Source organism: Pseudoalteromonas sp. 2CM32C (assembly GCF_023161925.1).
Taxonomy (GTDB): domain Bacteria; phylum Pseudomonadota; class Gammaproteobacteria; order Enterobacterales; family Alteromonadaceae; genus Pseudoalteromonas; species Pseudoalteromonas marina.
In genome coordinates this window covers 114,388-130,223 of sequence record NZ_JALNTI010000005.1, presented here as the reverse complement: position 1 = coordinate 130,223, position 15,836 = coordinate 114,388, and the positions used below count along the sequence as shown (strand labels likewise).

Here is a 15,836-nt window from a genome sequence, read left to right as displayed (position 1 = left end):
GTGGTTGGCTGTCGTGTAATTGCCTAGCCAGTGAGTTAACTATAACTAACTCAACGCAAAGTAACGCAAAGCAGTGTAAAGGTTGTGTAAAGATTCACTTTTAAGCAATTAAGGGCGTAAAATAAAGAAATGAAATATTGCCTAAGGGTTTGTAAATGAAACTATTAATGATTGACGACGATACGGGTCTTTGTGAGTTACTCAGCGAATACCTTTCAAGCCAAGGGTTTGAAATACAAAGCGTACACGACGGCGAACAAGGCCTAAAGTTAGCACAGGCCAACGACTACGCATTAATATTGCTTGATGTCATGCTACCTACGCTAGATGGCTTTGAAGTTCTAAAACAACTTAGGCAAACCAAACTCACCCCAGTTATTATGCTTACAGCTAAAGGTGAAGACTTTGATCGTATTTTTGGATTAGAGCTCGGTGCGGATGATTACATACCAAAACCATTTAATCACAGAGAGTTACTTGCCCGCGTAAAAGCGATTACACGTCGTATAGAGCATATAAACAGCTTAAATATCAACACAACTAATAAGCTGCTTGTAAATGGTGTAACTATTAACCTTGCATCACGAGAAGCCTCTATTGATGAAAATACTCTCACGCTTACTGGCACAGAGTACGAAATACTGGCACTTTTGTGTAAAAACGCCAGCCAAGTTGTTAGTAAAGAGCAAATTAGTGAAGAAGTGCTAGGCAGGCGTTTAGCATCGTTCGACCGCTCTATTGATATGCATGTAAGTAATATCCGAAAAAAAATAGCAGAGCACATTAAAACAGAACGAATTAAAACAATGCGAGGCAGCGGTTATGTTTTTATCCAAGGCGAGTAAATCAGGCGCTTTATCTTGGCTTAAGCACCCTAGGCATTATTTATTTTTTAAAATATTTGTTTGGTTTTGGCTAACCATTATTGGCACCGTTACTGCGCTTGTTTTTTTAAGCAATATCAGTGTACTGAACTTAGTAAGTAATGAACCCTTACATGGCCCGATGGAAAAAAACCTAGCTTATACCGCAAGAAGTATTGAGCGCTCTGCATATAAGCATAAGCGTTCGCTTGAGAGTATTCTTTCGCATCCACGCTTATCTAAACGTAAGCTTTTATATTTAAGCGCTGAGCAATCTGATATTTCTTTTACTAATAAAGAAACACCTATAAACATAGACCTAAGCCTTCTTAATTTTACCAAAAACATGTCACCGCAAATTGTTTTCACTGAGCAATATCAAGCATTTGGGCCAGTTCAATTAACCGTCCCCGAAGGAGTATTTTATTTATATGAAATAGACATAAACAATCAGCCACCTCTTTTTATTCGCTTAAAGCTAATGCCCGGCTGGATTAAGGTATCTATTGCAATTATTGCCTCTTTAATTTTGAGCTTTTTGTTTAGTCGTAACTTAATTGCACCAATTAACAGCCTTAAAAAAGCAGCTATAAAACTATCTTCTGGCGATTTAAGCGCACGTGCTGCTATTTCAACTAACAGAAAAGATGAGCTAGGGGTACTTGGTCGAGACTTTAACAGTATGGCTAACCAGCTAGAACTATTAATAAGCTCACAAAAACGCTTGCTTGCTGACATATCCCATGAGTTACGTTCGCCACTTACTCGCTTAAAAATGGCAACAGGCCTTGCACAAATGCAAGCAAATGAAGCAAGTCAGTCTTATTTATTACGAATAGAAAAAGAGGCTAATCAACTCGATCAAATGATTGCTGATGTACTTCAAGTGTCTCGTTTAGAAGCAAAAAGCCAAACCCTTGCAATGCAAAAGCAATCACTAAACGTTATTGTTGAACATGTTTTAAACGATGCAAAATTTGAAGCAAAACAATATGATAAGCAGTTAACAATAACAGGCGATGCAAGCGTAACCATTAGCTGCGATGAAGCCCTGATTGCCAGCGCACTTGAAAACCTACTTCGTAATGCCATTAAATATGCAAATAACACAATAAGTATAAAACTATCGCATGGTGATGCCGTGCATATCGAAATATGTGATGATGGCCCAGGCGTGCCAAATAACCAGCTTGATAAGCTATGTGAGCCGTTTTTTAGGCAGTCTGATGCAAGAGATAGAGTCAGTGGTGGAACCGGTTTAGGCTTAGCTATCGCAAAAAATGCAATTACAGCTCATAATGGCACCTTAGTTTTATCGAACAAAGATCAGGGCGGCTTGTGTGCTAATATCACACTGCCAATAATCAAAGAGTAAACCATGTTTTATAGTAGTGAGCGCGAGCTTAAAGGTAACCAATCAGCCATTAATGATTTTTATCAAAACACATTAGTTAAAGCGTATTTAAATACGCCTAATGGGCAGTTATTTTACGCGCATGCCCTGCCAGATAAAGCTCATGTTGCCATAGTTATTAGCTCAGGCAGAATCGAAGGGCTCGATAAATACAAAGAGTTGTTATGGGAGCTTTATACTAATAATTTTGCTGTTTTTATTGTTGACCACCAAGGACAGGGCCGCTCTTACCGCTATTTAAAAAATAAACATAAAGGTTACGTAAATAATTTTGGTGACTACAGTGCCGATCTTAATTTATTTAACACCCAAATAGTCGACACCGTTTGGCAAGGTGAAAAGCTATTAGTGAGCCACTCAATGGGAGGTGCTATTGCATTTGATTATTTGGCAAACTATCAGCATAGTTTTAGCGGTGCGTTTTTATCAGCCCCAATGTTCGATATACACACCAAAGGTATTCCAAAGCCTTTAGCCCGAATAATTGCAAGTAATGCCGTACGTCTTGGTTTTCAATTTAGCTATGCCCTTGGACAAACCGACTACACCCCAGAAGAGTTCCCTTTAAACGTATTAACAAGTTGCGAATTACGCTACAACCTATTTAGGCAAACATATAATGAGGAGCCTTTATTACAACTTGGCGGGGTTACTTATGGGTGGCTAAATTCAACCTTTACTTTTTTATCATCAATAGATGAGCTTACTGTTGATATTCCACTTTACATTGCAAGTGCAAAAAACGATGTAGTTGTCGATAATGAAGCGCACTATAGACTAGCTAATAAGTACGCGAATATTACCCTAGAAAGCTTTACTGACGCCAAGCACGAACTATTCTTTGAATGTGATGAAGTACGCCAGCCAGTGCTTAAGAGTCTGTATAAGTTTTGTGAGTCGGTGACGGCTTAGTTAAAACAGAAAGCGGGTCGAGGTGGATTAGTATATCAACCTCAGATTCAAAACGAGCACCAATCATCGCTTCAACCTCATCAGCCACAGTATGGGCTCGTATTAGACTTAAATGGTCATCAAGCTCTAAATGCATTTGAATAAACTTAATTTTCCCCCCCTGGCGAGTACGGATCCCGTGTACGCCATGCACATCGCTGTGCTCTTTAGCAATATCAAAAATGCTTTGCTTTTCATCGTCTGGGAGTTCTCTATCCATTAAATGATCGGCACTATCTCTTGCAATATCCCAACTGTTATAAAGTAAGTAACCTGCTACCCCTATTGCAAAAATAGGATCGGCATACATCATTCCGTAATAAGATAGAGCAATCGCAATTAAAACAGCAGCGTTTAAAATCAAATCACCTTTGTAATGCACCGAATCTGCTTTTATAGCAATCGACTCGGTATGCTTAATAACCTTAGTTTGTACAAAAACAATGACCAGAGTACATGCAATTGCAAAAGCACTTACCCATACACCTAATAATGAATGTGTAAGCTCTATAGGGTTAAATAAGCGCTCTATACCATGAAAGGCCAGTAAACAGCCCGAGCCTGCAATAAACGCAGCTTGCCCAAGCCCTGCTAATGCCTCGGCTTTACCGTGGCCAAACCGATGATCATCATCGGCTGGACGCAGTGCGTAGCCTAAAACTAAAAAACTCATAAATGTAGCGGTAATGTCCATTAATGAGTCTGTTAAGGAGCCAAGCATTGAAGCAGAGCCTGAAGCAAGCCAGGCCCATGCCTTTGCCGCAATCATTAAACTCACCATTACCATAGTAATAATGCTAGAGGCTTTAACCCAAAATTCGTAACTGCGGTTATGCACAATTTCATCCGCTAATAAGAGTATTCAATACTTTGAGTATATCATTTTTTTTAAGGGTTTCGTGTATACTGCTCTCGTCAAATACCATTTATTAAAAGGCTAATTATGCTGGATATTGTTTTATACCAACCTGAAATTCCACCAAACACAGGGAATATTATCCGCCTTTGTGCAAATACCGGCTTTTCGCTGCACTTAATTGAGCCTTTAGGGTTTGAGTGGGACGACAAACGTGTAAAGCGTGCAGGCCTTGATTACCATGAATTCAGCCATGTTCAGCGTCATGCGTCATTTGAAGCGTATCTTGAAAAATGTAAACCGAAAAAAGTGTATGCATGTACAACCAAAGGCAGCCAATTTCATCATGAAGCATGTTACGAACCCGGCGACTGTCTAGTATTTGGTCCAGAAACACGCGGGCTACCCGATGAGATGATTCAAGCTCTACCAAACGAGCAGCGTGTGCGTATCCCAATGCAACCAAATAGCCGAAGCATGAACCTATCAAACGCAGTCGCTGTATTTGTTTACGAATCATGGCGACAGCTGGGCTTTCCTAACGCGCAGTAATACGCGTATTATTAAAGCTGACAAAAAAACCGACATGATGTCGGTTTTTTTAGTTTTTATCACAGTAGTGAATGCTATTCTGATCGTTGCTCTCTGCCTAACAATGCCATGGCAGCAGCTTTCATATCTTTATTTTCATAAAGTACTTTGTAAATCTGTTCAGTGATAGGCATTTCAACGCCTGCACGCTGGGCAAGTAAATACACCTCTTTGGTGTTTCTAAAGCCCTCGACTACTTGGCCTATCGACTCAATTGCAGCTTCAACACTTTCACCTTTACCCAGTGCTAAACCAAAACGACGATTGCGTGATTGGTTATCGGTACAGGTTAAAATTAAATCGCCAAGGCCTGCCATTCCCATAAAGGTTTCTGGCTTTGCGCCTAGAGCGCAACCTAACCGAGTCAGTTCAGCAAGACCTCGTGTGATCAAGGCTGTGCGAGCATTGGCTCCAAAACCTACACCATCAGAAATACCCGCGCCAATAGCAATTACGTTTTTAACCGCACCACCAAGCTGTATGCCAATAAAATCGTCATTGTTATACACTCGAAATGAACGACCACAATGCAGTAAATCAGCCAATTGTTGTGCAAACTCAGGTGAGGTAGACGAAACAGAAATAGCTGTTGGTGAACCCATTGCCATTTCTTTCGCAAATGTAGGACCCGAAAGTACCGCAAGTGCGATTTCATCACCCAGCTCTTGCTGTGCAACTTCTTGTAATAAACGCCCTGTATTTGGCTCAAGGCCTTTAGTCGCCCACGCGACTTTAGCATCGATTTGCAATGCAGGTTTTATTTGCGCAAGTGTGTCGCCAAATGCATGGCTTGGCACAACAACAAGCACAATAGCGCTACATGCAACGGCACGTTGTAAATCGGCTTCTAGTACTAGAGTGTCTGGGAAGGGTGCATCTGGTAAGTAACGTTGATTTTTCCGCTCAGCTGCAAGCGTAGCAACGTCGTCGCTATTGCGTCCCCAAAGCGTCACTTTATGACCATTTCGGGCTAAACAAATAGCAAGGGCGGTGCCATAAGACCCCGCCCCCAATACAGTAACAGCTGAAGTTGCTGTACTCATAAGTTATGCGTCTGCTGTAACCTGGTCAGCTTGCGCAGTACGTTGTTGCATATACTGTGCAAACAATGCGTCAAAGTTTACTGGCGCAAGGTTTAACTGTGGGAAAGTGCCACGGTTAACTAGGTTAGATACCGCTTCACGTGCATATGGGAACAATACGTTTGGACAAAATGCACCTAGCATATGAGCAAGTTGTACTTCTTCAACCTCAGCAATAGTAAAAATACCCGCTTGTTGAATTTCACATAAAAACGCAGTTTCTTCGCCAATTGATGCTGTCACAGTTAATGCTAAAACAACTTCAAATACACCTTCGTCTAACTTGTTAGAGCGAGTATCTAGGTCTAGCTTAACTTCTGGCGTCCATTCTTTTTGAAAAATTGCCGGAGAGTTTGGCGTTTCAAACGACACGTCTTTAGTGTAAATGCGTTGAATAGTAAATTGTGCGCCTGCGTCTTGTGCCGCTGCTGCGTTTTGAGTTTCTTCGTTCATTGTTATTCCTAACTTGTTCGTTATTATAATTAAATTAAGCGTTAAGCTTAGCGTCAAGTTTACCTTGAGCCTCAATAGCCATCATGTCGTCACAGCCACCGATATGTTCATCATTAATAAAAATTTGCGGTACAGTGCTTGCGCCACCGGCTTTAGTAATCATTTCATCGCGAAGTTCAGGTTGTACACCAATATCAAAATTAGTGAATTCAACGCCTTTGCTTTTTAAAAGCGCCATAGCGCGCTGACAAAATGGACAATATGCCTTGGTGTATAAAACAACGTTACTCATAATAAATCCTCTATCGGTTTAGCTAAACGAGATTAGCGACCTGTTATCGTTGGTAAGCTGGCAGATTGCCATGCACCCATTCCGCCCGCTAATACATAAACCTGTTCAAAACCAGCTTTATGCATTGCTGTGGCCGTGCCTTGGGCTGTCATACCTGTAGTACATACCAATATAATGGGTTTAGTCTTGTACTTTTCAAGGCCTGAAAAGTCAGATTTTTTGGCATTTTCAGGGCTTAAGTGTTCAGCACCCGAAATACGGCCAGACGTAAACTCTTTTTGTGCGCGCATATCCACTACTTGACCATCTTCACGGTTAATAAGTAGCGTTAGTTGCTGAGGGTTTATTTGACGAATAGCTGAAAATTTACTTTTTATCCAACCACTGACAATAAGAAAAACAATACCAACCCAAGCAAGGCTTAAAATAGGGTGATTGCTTATAAATTCAATATATTGATCCATTCGACTTCCACTATAAATTACATCCTAAAACGCAATGTTTTAGACATTTTAGACTTTAGCCACGCAAGTATACCCAAACCAACTTAAAATGCGAGTTTACACAGAGTTTAAAAGGAGGAAAAACACCCCATATAAAGGTTATTAACCGCACATCAGCATCAATACGATATTCAATTAAGTGAAAAAAATTAATATGCTGTTTTGTATGCTGATTCAAGTAACAAAACACGGTATGCTAAAGCAAAACAGGTGCTAACTTTTAGGAGTGACTATGACTGAACATAAAAAACCACTGGTATTAATGATTTTAGACGGTTGGGGATATCGTGAAGACGAGCAAAGCAATGCAATACTAGCAGCGAATACCCCCGTGTTAGATAACTTATGGGCATCTCGCCCTCGCACATTAATTTCAGCATCTGGTTTTGATGTAGGTCTTCCTGATGGACAAATGGGTAATTCTGAAGTTGGGCATGTTAATTTAGGTGCAGGACGTGTTGTATACCAAGACTTTACTCGAATCACAAAAGCAATAAATGACGGTGAATTTGACTCAACCCCTGCACTTGTTGAAAACATTGATAAAGCAGTTAATGCCGGCAAAGCCGTTCATGTTATGGGGTTATTGAGCCCGGGTGGCGTTCATAGTCATGAAGATCACATTGTTGCAAGCATAGAGCTGGCTGCAAAACGCGGTGCTAAGGAAGTCTATTTTCATGCATTTTTGGATGGTCGTGATACACCACCGCGTAGTGCCAAAGAATCGATTGAACGTATAGAAGCGTTGTTTGCAAAACTTGAATGTGGTCGGCTAGCAACACTGGTTGGTCGTTATTATGCAATGGATAGAGATAACCGCTGGAATCGTGTAGAAAAAGCCTATGACGTAATGACTTCTGGTATTGGAGAGTTTAACTACAGCGATGGCGTAACCGCATTAAATGCAGCTTATGAGCGCGACGAAAACGACGAGTTTGTTGCTCCTACAACCATTACACCAGCAGGTAGAGAAGCTGCGCAAATTAATGACGGCGACACCGTTATTTTTGCAAACTTTAGGGCAGACCGAGCACGAGAAATTACACGCGCCTTTGTAGAGCCTGAGTTTGATGGCTTTACCAAGAAAAAATCCCCCGCTCTCAGCGCATTTGTTATGATGACAGAATATGCAGCCGATATAGACGCACCCGTTGCATTTGGCCCAACTCCTCTTACTAATGTATTAGGGGAGTGGCTTGAAAAACAAGGGAAAACACAACTGCGTATTTCTGAAACAGAAAAATACGCACACGTTACCTTCTTTTTTAGCGGCGGACGTGAGGACGAATTTGAAGGTGAAACGCGTGAACTAATCCCTTCACCGCAAGTGGCTACCTACGACTTGCAACCTGAAATGAACTCAGAAATGCTAACCGATAAGCTCGTAGAAGCAATTAAAAGCGGGAAATACGACGCTATTATATGTAATTACCCTAATGGCGATATGGTTGGCCACTCAGGTGTTTTTGATGCCGCTGTAAAAGCTTGTGAAGCCGTTGACACCTGTATTGGCCGTGTAGTTGATGCATTGAACGAATTTGGCGGTGAAGCGTTGATCACAGCCGATCATGGCAATGCAGAACAAATGGCTAACCTTAAAACGGGCCAAGCACATACCGCGCATACAAGTGAACCGGTGCCCTTTATTTATGTTGGTCGCGATGCGACACCATCAGAAGGTAAAGCATTAAGTGATGTTGCCCCTACTATGCTGCACTTAATGGGCATGGAGCAGCCAAGTGAAATGACTGGCACACCCATCATGACGTTGAAATAGCCCATGATTAAACGTGTTAACCGATACTTTAAGTGCGGCTTAATACTCGCCTCATTGGTGACTGCATCAGCAGTTGCCAATGAAGATCGCACTAAAAAAGATCTCTCACAGGTGAAACAAGCACTTGAACAAAGCCAATCTGAGTATAATCAACAACGAAAAAAAATATCTCAACTTCAAAAAAATCTTAAAAGCCATGAGCTTGAAATAGCTAAAAACGCTAAAGCACTTAATATGGCTGAGCAATCTGTTAAAGAAACCCAACAACAGCAAAATCAACAACAAAAAAAAGCTGATGAACTCGATAAAAAACACATCGAATTTCAACGTATTTTAGGAGCGCAACTTAAAAGCGCTTACATGGCAGGTGGTGATGACTACTCTAAAATGTTGCTGAATCAAGAAAACACAGCGCAATTTGAGCGAACACTGAGCTATTATAATTACCTAAACAAAGCACGAATTGAACAGATAGAAGAATTAAAAGCACTTAAACAACAAATCGCGTTAAACCAAGTTGCACTAAATAAAACAAAAGAAAAACTTTTAGGTTTATACAACGAGCAAAAAAGGCGTCAAACAGCCTTAGTAAATGCACAAAGTGAACGCCAAGCAAACCTTAGGAATCTTCAAGCTCAGCTTACGAGTACTAAAAGCTCTATCGATTACTTAAAAGAAAACCAACAAACCCTTGTTAATACAATTGAAGAGTTAGAAAAAGAAAAAACAAAAAAAATAGAATTACTTGGCCTCAATAAAAATAAAGGCAAATTAAACTGGCCTAGTAAAGGTAAATTAAAGCACAAGTTTGGCCAGCGCAAACATGGCGGCATTGATTGGAAAGGCGTGCTAATTGGCGCTAAAGAAGGCGAAAATGTTAATAGCGTGCACAATGGCCAAGTTGTATTTGCAGATTGGTTAAAAGGTTATGGCTGGGTAATTGTAGTCGATCATGGTGAAGGATTTATGAGCCTATACGGCCATGCACAAACACTACTGAGAGACGTAGGTGACATGGTACGCCAAGGCGACACTTTAGCGTTGGTTGGCCAAAGCGGCGGACAGGCAAGTTCTGGTCTATACTTTGAAATACGACACAAAGGACGCGCAGTAAATCCCGTAAAATGGTGCAGACGTATTTAATTGAATAAACCGCTGCTCCGCTGAGGAGTAGCTGATGAAAAACAACAATGTAATACCCGCATTTAAAAAAGCAGGCTATGTTTTCAGCCTGCTTTTATTCACCTTTACTTTAGTACTTAACAATGCATTTGCCAGCTCAGTAAAAAACCTTAAAAGCCAACAAATAGATGAAATTTTATTTAACATACACGCCTATTATGTTGACGATTTAGATCTTCAAAACAGCCATTATGTGCAATACAACAACAAACAGTTTGAGCGCTTATACTCAAAGCTAGACCCCTACTCTAAATACCTTAACGAACACGAGCTCGATGCCTTATTTGATAATACCAATGGCCAATATACGGGCTTAGGTATTGAAGTAAAAAAGGTCGATACTGACATAAAAATAGTTAACGTGGTAAATAACTCACCAGCGAAAGAAGCAGGTATTTTAGCTGGCGATATTATTGTTAGTGTTAATCAAAAAACGGTCAATTTGCTCAGCGTTAGCGAAGTCGCAACTTTAATAAAAGAAAATAAATTTACAACAATTAATCTCACGGTTAAGCGAAATGAAAGCCCAGAAGTTTTGTCATTTAACGTAGCTCGTACGCAAATACAATTAGAGAGTGTAACCAGTAAAGTTTTAGAGTCCGGCATTGGCTATTTAGCTATTAATAGTTTTTCTAATCACACACTACACGAAGTTGCACTGCAAATTGCAGCGATGCAAAATAATTATGATTACCCATTATTAGGGCTTGTAATTGATTTACGTGACAACCCCGGAGGCACCCTAAAAAGTGCGATTGCGATCTCTGATTTATTCTTAGAAAGCGGAACTATAGTAACAACGAAAGGCAGATACTTTGACGCTAACCAAGCCTTTTATGCTAAACGGGGCGACATACTCAAAGGCGCTCCGATTGTTGTTCTTATTAATGAAAATTCAGCCTCTGCGGCTGAAATTTTAGCCGGTGCCTTAAAAGACAACAACAGGGCAAAAGTGGTTGGAAGCCAATCTTTTGGAAAAGGGTCTGTGCAATCACTTATACCATTAGGTGATGGCAATACCGCTTTAAAACTCACTACCGCAAAGTATTTTACACCTTCTGGTGAATCAATAGATGGCGTTGGAATAAAGCCCGATGTGACGATTAATCAAACAACACTTCCACAAAACAATAAAGCCGTTATAATAAAAAATGAGCAAGTAAAAAATAATCAACACCAGCTTATTAACACCTTAGCTGATTTACAGTTAGTTAAAGCAAAACAATTACTCAGTATGCAGTAATCTATTTTGTTTGAGCGTTACTGGGCATAAAAAAGATAATAAAAATTATAAACGTGAATACTATTAACAGAAAAATACGGATGTGGCTTTTTTTCAGTGTATGTATCGCTTGCTTTAGCGCTAATGCTAAACAAATAGCGATAGTTATTGATGATATAGGCTATCACCAAAGAGACTTAGATTTTTTAACCTTACCTGGGCAATTGACCTATTCAATTTTGCCCCACACACCCTATTCACAAGTTTTTGCAACACGTGCTAGCAAAGCAAATAAAGAACTGCTTTTACATGTGCCTATGCAGGCACTTAACGGCAAAGCACTAGGGCCTGGTGCGCTTACTCTTGATATGGACAAAGCTCAACTTCAACAAACGCTAGGAACAGCACTAGCAAGTTTACCGCAAGTTAGAGGTGTTAATAACCATATGGGCTCTGCATTAACTCAGCAAAGCCAAGCTATGAAATGGACAATGGAAGTCCTTAAAAAGCGCGAGTTGTACTTTTTAGATAGCCGAACAACTGGCTTAAGCCAGGCACAAAATGCTGCAAACTTTTTTGGGGTTGAAAATATTGGTCGCCATGTTTTTTTGGACAACATAACAACAGCAGATCAGCTTCAGTTTAGGCTCGATGAACTTAAACAAAAAGCAACAGATCACAATTTTGCCATTGCCATTGCCCACCCTTATCCTGAGACCATTGCTTTTTTACGTAAAGCCCTGCCTGAGCTTACTCAACAAGGCTATGAGTTAGTTCCTGTTTCTCAGTTAGTACAACGTAAATATATTCAGTTAGCGCAAGCTCAAGGGAAAACGATTAGCGCGCGATAATTAAATTAAATAGGGTACTTATTCTTTCTTGCTTGTGCCTGATAGTATTTCAAAATACTCTGTTGGCCGTCTTCACTAAGTGGTTTCAGTGTTATTTTTCGTGTTCTTAGCTTTTCATCTTCTATCAATGTAAGAACTATGTGCTCATCTAACTTTTTTGCACTTACAACCGCGCTATTAGCTATTAACCAACGTGAACGGATTAAACCTTGTTTAACCTCTGAATATTTAGAATAAAACCTAACCACTTCAATATTGCTATTAACAAAATACATAGTAATGAGTAATACACCATAAAATGCAGCCATTGGTATAAAGAAGGCTAAAGGTAAAATTAATATACCTACATATAATTGTATTTGCAGTTTACCTTTATCAACTTTAATAATACCTGTAGGTTTATCGATGGTTTCTGTTGTCATTTTTCAGTGTCCTTTTGAATAGTAATTTAGCATGATCATCCATCATGTTTCTGATTGCGTAGATACCTATCAGACCAATAGGCACAAAAAAAATAAAGCCGAGCATTGCTACAAAGCCAAATATCTTCTTACCAGTTAATCTATAAATAAAACCAAATATAGTGAGCAAAAAAGCGGGGATTAAGATGTAGTTTACTTCGTAATAGTGTGGGTCATGCCCAATACTAATAATCACGCCTAGGGCGATAATTAACGACATTAAGTAGTAATTCAAAGCCAAATATCCTTTTAAAGCTTTTTTATAATCACTAGAACCTACATGAATACGTATAAATTTTCAACAAAAAAGCCCTGCATTTTAATGCAGGGCTTTTAAAAATATTACGCTTTTAGAACATATCAGCTCATAGCGCTTTGTAACTTTTTCATTGCTGTTTTTTCAAGCTGGCGAACACGCTCAGCAGATACACTGTATTTTTCAGCAAGCTCTTGCAGTGTTGCTTTGTCATCAGACAACCAGCGCGCACTTACAATGTCTTGTGAACGTTCATCTAGTGTTTTAAGTGCACTAAACAAACGAGTATGAGACTGTTCTTGCCATTGTTGCTGTTCAATGTCATCAGCTAAATCAGCAGAACCATCCGTTAAATATTGTACCGGTGAATAAGTGCTTGTTGGTGCGTCATCGTTATCATCACCCGTTAAGTCAAAGCCCATATCTTGACCGCTCATACGAGATTCCATTTCACGCACTTCTTTTTCGCTTACACCCAGCTCACTAGCAACAGTGCTAACCTCTGCTTGGTTAAACCAGCCTAAACGCTTTTTATTTTTACGAAGATTAAAAAACAATTTACGCTGTGCTTTTGTAGTAGCTACTTTAACTATACGCCAGTTCTTAAGAACAAATTCGTGTATTTCGGCTTTAATCCAATGCACTGCAAACGATACTAAACGAACACCCACGCTTGGGTCGAAACGTTTAACCGCTTTCATCAGGCCTATATTGCCTTCTTGAATAAGGTCAGCTTGTGGCAAGCCGTATCCCGAGTAGCTTTTAGCTATATGCGCTACAAAGCGCAAATGCGACATAATGAGTTGCTTTGCAGCACTAAGATCGCCTTCTTCCTGAAGTTTTTTAGCAAGTTCTTGCTCTTCTTCAACTTTAAGCATAGGGATTGTGCTGACCGCTTGAAGGTAGCCATCCATGCTTGCGCTTTGTTGTCCAACTGTAAGTGCCATTGCGTATAAATCTTTACTCATTTTTCACCTCGGTGATAAACATTTGAAACCATCTTAGCACTCTTTATCGAAGAGTGCTAACCCCAATTTAAAACTTTTTTAAAGTATAAATCAAGCGGTTTTTTAGCGTTATTGAAGTCTACTATAAGCGACTGAATAAGCGATGAATTAAGGGATTGCGGGTGATTAACGTCAGTTTTTCACTCTATTTACAATTCATGCTTGATATGGAGGGTAGTAGATAAATGTGACAGTTTTTATAGGACCTGAACAACCCAACCCAATAATATACGCGCTAAGCATTGAGTTAGTTCACTTGTATTAGCTTGCGCGAATGAGGAAGAGATAAACACGCTTATAAAGTTAAGTGTATATTCACAAAGTTTACTTTGAAGCGAATAAAGCGCCAATAGCATAACCTATATAGCTCGCTTGATTAACAGCGAGCTATATAGGTGCGTATTACACTTTGTCTGGCTCTATTTCTTTGATGTATCGATTTACAGATAAGTAAGAGCCAACAAACCCCAAACTTGTAGCAAGTAAAACTAAAAAGCCAAATTCGCTAAGCGTTAAACCAATGAGTAAAAAGTTAGTTTGATACACACCAGCCACACTGTTTACGGCTGAAGAAAGCCACCACATCATCAATGCAACTGATATAAAAGCAAATAATCCACCAATAACGCCATACCAAATACCAGTCCATAAAAATGGTGCGTGTATAAACGTATTTGTAGCACCTACAAGTTTCATTACTTGTATTTCTTCTTTTTTATCCATAATCGATAGGCGAATAGTATTACCTATTATGAGAGTTACAGACGTTAATAATAATAAGGTAATGGTTATTACACTTTCTTTTAGCAAGCTAAGCAATGCATTTAAGCGCTCTAACCAGGCTATATCAAGTTTGCCAAAATCAACCTCACGTTCCGCTTCTAACTTGGTCATAAGTACCTTGGCGGCATTAGGTTGGCGATGCCGCTTAGTAGGTGTAACGAGCACAACATCGGGTAATGGGTTGCTATCTAAATATTCTAGCGCTTGCCCAAAACCTGACACTTCCTGAAATTCTTTTAGCGCTTGCTGTTTTGAAATAAACGTTACACTCTCTACTTCAGGATATAAGGCTAGGCGCTTAACTAGCGTCGCTGTTTCTTGTTTCGTCATTGTTTGTTTTACAAATAACGATATTTCACTAGCCTCTTCAAAGCCACTACTTACTTGCTGCACATTTTTAACCACTAAGTAAAGTGTGGCAGGAAGCGTTAAGCTTAATCCAAGTACCGCAATTGTCATCATTGATGCCAGTGGTGTACGCCACATTTCACCCAGACTATGAATCCCTTGGCGAAAAATGTTAACGATAAAAAAGTAGCCATTTGAAATAACTGATTTTTTTTGTTTTTCATTTTTGTTTTGGCGGCTTTTAAACAGTAAACTCATAATGCCCCCTGCGCTAGTGGATCTTCAAGCATTCTGCCATCCTTTAACGTTAAGCTCCTATACTTCATGCGTGCAACAAGGCCTAAGTCATGGGTAGCAATAAGTACGGTTGTACCATGCTTATTAAAGTCTTCAAATAATTTAAGTATTTCCATTGAGAGTTCAGGATCTAAGTTACCCGTTGGCTCATCGGCAAGTAAAATTGGCGGAGAATTTACAATAGCGCGTGCAATACCGACTCGCTGTTGCTCACCACCCGACAACATAGATGGATGACATTTAACTTTATCGATTAAACCCACTTTATCGAGCGCACCATGAACACGCTTTGCGATTTGATTACGATGAGTTCCTTCGATGATCAGCGGTAGCGCAACATTATCAAATACAGTGTATCGTTCTAATAATCTATGGTTTTGAAAAATAATACCAATATCTCGGCGAGCATAAGGGATTTGTCGCGAATTAACTTTATTTAAATCAACACCATTAATAAATACGTTACCAGCAGATGGACGTTCCATTAAGCTGATAAGCTTTAAAAGTGTACTTTTACCCGCACCACTATGACCGGTCAAAAAGGCTAATTCGCCAGGTTTTATATGAAAATTAACTTTTTCGAGGGCACGATGCCCCCCTGGATAGGTTTTACTTACTTGCTGAAAATTTATCATTTTTTATTATGC

The 15,836-nt window shown here is 39.7% G+C and carries 17 protein-coding genes; 8 read left to right on the top strand and 9 right to left on the bottom strand.

Features of this window, described 5'->3' with window-relative positions; genetic code table 11:
• The first annotated feature begins 155 nt into the window (after positions 1-155).
• The 3 genes from MTF67_RS11350 to MTF67_RS11340 are packed head-to-tail and all read left to right on the top strand — an operon-like array spanning position 156 to position 3,189.
• Positions 156-845, top strand: coding sequence for a response regulator (locus MTF67_RS11350; protein ID WP_039038006.1), 690 nt, complete (start codon positions 156-158; stop codon positions 843-845).
• A complete protein-coding gene (locus tag MTF67_RS11345) occupies positions 823-2,238 on the top strand; it encodes an ATP-binding protein (protein WP_039038005.1) in 1,416 nt (471 codons plus the stop codon). Before MTF67_RS11350 ends, MTF67_RS11345 begins: the two co-directional genes overlap by 23 nt.
• 3 nt (positions 2,239-2,241) lie before the next feature.
• Entirely contained in the window at positions 2,242-3,189 is a 948-nt protein-coding gene (locus tag MTF67_RS11340; RefSeq protein WP_248519566.1) for an alpha/beta hydrolase, read from the top strand.
• Here MTF67_RS11340 and MTF67_RS11335 read toward each other — a convergent pair.
• Complete coding sequence (locus MTF67_RS11335; protein ID WP_082014446.1) at positions 3,149-4,015, bottom strand: cation diffusion facilitator family transporter; 867 nt, start codon at positions 4,013-4,015, stop codon at positions 3,149-3,151. The genes MTF67_RS11340 and MTF67_RS11335 overlap by 41 nt on opposite strands.
• A gap of 156 nt (positions 4,016-4,171) precedes the next feature.
• On the opposite strand from MTF67_RS11335, the gene trmL reads away from it, so the two are divergent.
• The gene (gene trmL, locus MTF67_RS11330) at positions 4,172-4,636 is read left to right on the top strand and encodes a tRNA (uridine(34)/cytosine(34)/5-carboxymethylaminomethyluridine(34)-2'-O)-methyltransferase TrmL (protein WP_008128796.1); all 465 of its coding nucleotides are present in this window, start codon (positions 4,172-4,174) and stop codon (positions 4,634-4,636) included.
• A 74-nt stretch (positions 4,637-4,710) separates the two neighbouring features.
• Here trmL and gpsA read toward each other — a convergent pair whose 3' ends face one another.
• Genes gpsA through MTF67_RS11310 form a run of 4 tightly spaced genes read right to left on the bottom strand, consistent with a single transcriptional unit; the run spans position 4,711 to position 6,966 of the window.
• The gene (gpsA, locus tag MTF67_RS11325) at positions 4,711-5,718 is read right to left on the bottom strand and encodes an NAD(P)H-dependent glycerol-3-phosphate dehydrogenase (protein ID WP_039038003.1); all 1,008 of its coding nucleotides are present in this window, start codon (positions 5,716-5,718) and stop codon (positions 4,711-4,713) included.
• A gap of 3 nt (positions 5,719-5,721) precedes the next feature.
• Positions 5,722-6,210, bottom strand: a complete 489-nt coding sequence (secB, locus tag MTF67_RS11320) for a protein-export chaperone SecB (protein ID WP_006794821.1) — start codon at positions 6,208-6,210, stop codon at positions 5,722-5,724.
• A gap of 34 nt (positions 6,211-6,244) precedes the next feature.
• Positions 6,245-6,502 carry a glutaredoxin 3 gene (grxC, locus tag MTF67_RS11315; protein WP_006794822.1) on the bottom strand — a complete coding sequence of 86 codons (258 nt, stop codon included), beginning with the start codon at positions 6,500-6,502 and terminating at the stop codon, positions 6,245-6,247.
• 32 nt (positions 6,503-6,534) lie between these two features.
• On the bottom strand, positions 6,535-6,966 hold the full coding sequence (locus tag MTF67_RS11310; RefSeq protein WP_006794823.1) for a rhodanese-like domain-containing protein: 432 nt from the start codon (positions 6,964-6,966) through the stop codon (positions 6,535-6,537).
• A gap of 271 nt (positions 6,967-7,237) precedes the next feature.
• On the opposite strand from MTF67_RS11310, the gene gpmM reads away from it, so the two are divergent.
• From gpmM to MTF67_RS11290, 4 genes are all read left to right on the top strand, one after another.
• On the top strand, positions 7,238-8,782 hold the full coding sequence (gene gpmM / locus MTF67_RS11305; protein WP_006794824.1) for a 2,3-bisphosphoglycerate-independent phosphoglycerate mutase: 1,545 nt from the start codon (positions 7,238-7,240) through the stop codon (positions 8,780-8,782).
• Between the two features lie 3 nt (positions 8,783-8,785).
• The gene (locus tag MTF67_RS11300) at positions 8,786-9,925 is read left to right on the top strand and encodes a peptidoglycan DD-metalloendopeptidase family protein (protein ID WP_039038002.1); all 1,140 of its coding nucleotides are present in this window, start codon (positions 8,786-8,788) and stop codon (positions 9,923-9,925) included.
• 34 nt (positions 9,926-9,959) lie between these two features.
• Positions 9,960-11,207: a S41 family peptidase gene (locus MTF67_RS11295; RefSeq protein ID WP_039038001.1), complete on the top strand. Its 1,248-nt coding sequence runs from the start codon at positions 9,960-9,962 to the stop codon at positions 11,205-11,207.
• Positions 11,208-11,287: 80 nt separating this feature from the next.
• Entirely contained in the window at positions 11,288-12,037 is a 750-nt protein-coding gene (locus tag MTF67_RS11290) for a divergent polysaccharide deacetylase family protein (RefSeq protein ID WP_052242901.1), read from the top strand.
• Between the two features lie 5 nt (positions 12,038-12,042).
• Here the strand turns inward: MTF67_RS11290 and MTF67_RS11285 are convergent, their stop codons facing one another.
• The 4 genes from MTF67_RS11285 to ftsE all read right to left on the bottom strand — a co-directional run bounded on the left by MTF67_RS11285 (position 12,043) and on the right by ftsE (position 15,824).
• Positions 12,043-12,459 carry a hypothetical protein gene (locus MTF67_RS11285; RefSeq protein WP_039038000.1) on the bottom strand — a complete coding sequence of 139 codons (417 nt, stop codon included), beginning with the start codon at positions 12,457-12,459 and terminating at the stop codon, positions 12,043-12,045.
• Positions 12,460-12,858: 399 nt separating this feature from the next.
• Positions 12,859-13,722 (bottom strand): RNA polymerase sigma factor RpoH, encoded by an 864-nt coding sequence (gene rpoH, locus MTF67_RS11280; protein WP_008128777.1) that lies wholly within the window; start codon positions 13,720-13,722, stop codon positions 12,859-12,861.
• A 441-nt stretch (positions 13,723-14,163) separates the two neighbouring features.
• Entirely contained in the window at positions 14,164-15,150 is a 987-nt protein-coding gene (gene ftsX / locus MTF67_RS11275) for a permease-like cell division protein FtsX (RefSeq protein WP_039037998.1), read from the bottom strand.
• On the bottom strand, positions 15,147-15,824 hold the full coding sequence (ftsE, locus tag MTF67_RS11270; protein WP_006794808.1) for a cell division ATP-binding protein FtsE: 678 nt from the start codon (positions 15,822-15,824) through the stop codon (positions 15,147-15,149). Before ftsE ends, ftsX begins: the two co-directional genes overlap by 4 nt.
• Between the last annotated feature and the right edge of the window lie 12 nt (positions 15,825-15,836).

What these genes read in the sequence shown, in the direction of transcription:
- MTF67_RS11350 (WP_039038006.1), top strand. Translation starts at nt 156, where the DNA reads ATGAAACTATTAATGATTGACGACGATACGGGTCTTTGTGAGTTACTC.
- MTF67_RS11345 (WP_039038005.1), top strand. Translation starts at nt 823, where the DNA reads ATGTTTTTATCCAAGGCGAGTAAATCAGGCGCTTTATCTTGGCTTAAG.
- MTF67_RS11340 (WP_248519566.1), top strand. Translation starts at nt 2,242, where the DNA reads ATGTTTTATAGTAGTGAGCGCGAGCTTAAAGGTAACCAATCAGCCATT.
- MTF67_RS11335 (WP_082014446.1), bottom strand. Translation starts at nt 4,015, where the DNA reads ATGGTAATGGTGAGTTTAATGATTGCGGCAAAGGCATGGGCCTGGCTT.
- trmL (WP_008128796.1), top strand. Translation starts at nt 4,172, where the DNA reads ATGCTGGATATTGTTTTATACCAACCTGAAATTCCACCAAACACAGGG.
- gpsA (WP_039038003.1), bottom strand. Translation starts at nt 5,718, where the DNA reads ATGAGTACAGCAACTTCAGCTGTTACTGTATTGGGGGCGGGGTCTTAT.
- secB (WP_006794821.1), bottom strand. Translation starts at nt 6,210, where the DNA reads ATGAACGAAGAAACTCAAAACGCAGCAGCGGCACAAGACGCAGGCGCA.
- grxC (WP_006794822.1), bottom strand. Translation starts at nt 6,502, where the DNA reads ATGAGTAACGTTGTTTTATACACCAAGGCATATTGTCCATTTTGTCAG.
- MTF67_RS11310 (WP_006794823.1), bottom strand. Translation starts at nt 6,966, where the DNA reads ATGGATCAATATATTGAATTTATAAGCAATCACCCTATTTTAAGCCTT.
- gpmM (WP_006794824.1), top strand. Translation starts at nt 7,238, where the DNA reads ATGACTGAACATAAAAAACCACTGGTATTAATGATTTTAGACGGTTGG.
- MTF67_RS11300 (WP_039038002.1), top strand. Translation starts at nt 8,786, where the DNA reads ATGATTAAACGTGTTAACCGATACTTTAAGTGCGGCTTAATACTCGCC.
- MTF67_RS11295 (WP_039038001.1), top strand. Translation starts at nt 9,960, where the DNA reads ATGAAAAACAACAATGTAATACCCGCATTTAAAAAAGCAGGCTATGTT.
- MTF67_RS11290 (WP_052242901.1), top strand. Translation starts at nt 11,288, where the DNA reads ATGTGGCTTTTTTTCAGTGTATGTATCGCTTGCTTTAGCGCTAATGCT.
- MTF67_RS11285 (WP_039038000.1), bottom strand. Translation starts at nt 12,459, where the DNA reads ATGACAACAGAAACCATCGATAAACCTACAGGTATTATTAAAGTTGAT.
- rpoH (WP_008128777.1), bottom strand. Translation starts at nt 13,722, where the DNA reads ATGAGTAAAGATTTATACGCAATGGCACTTACAGTTGGACAACAAAGC.
- ftsX (WP_039037998.1), bottom strand. Translation starts at nt 15,150, where the DNA reads ATGAGTTTACTGTTTAAAAGCCGCCAAAACAAAAATGAAAAACAAAAA.
- ftsE (WP_006794808.1), bottom strand. Translation starts at nt 15,824, where the DNA reads ATGATAAATTTTCAGCAAGTAAGTAAAACCTATCCAGGGGGGCATCGT.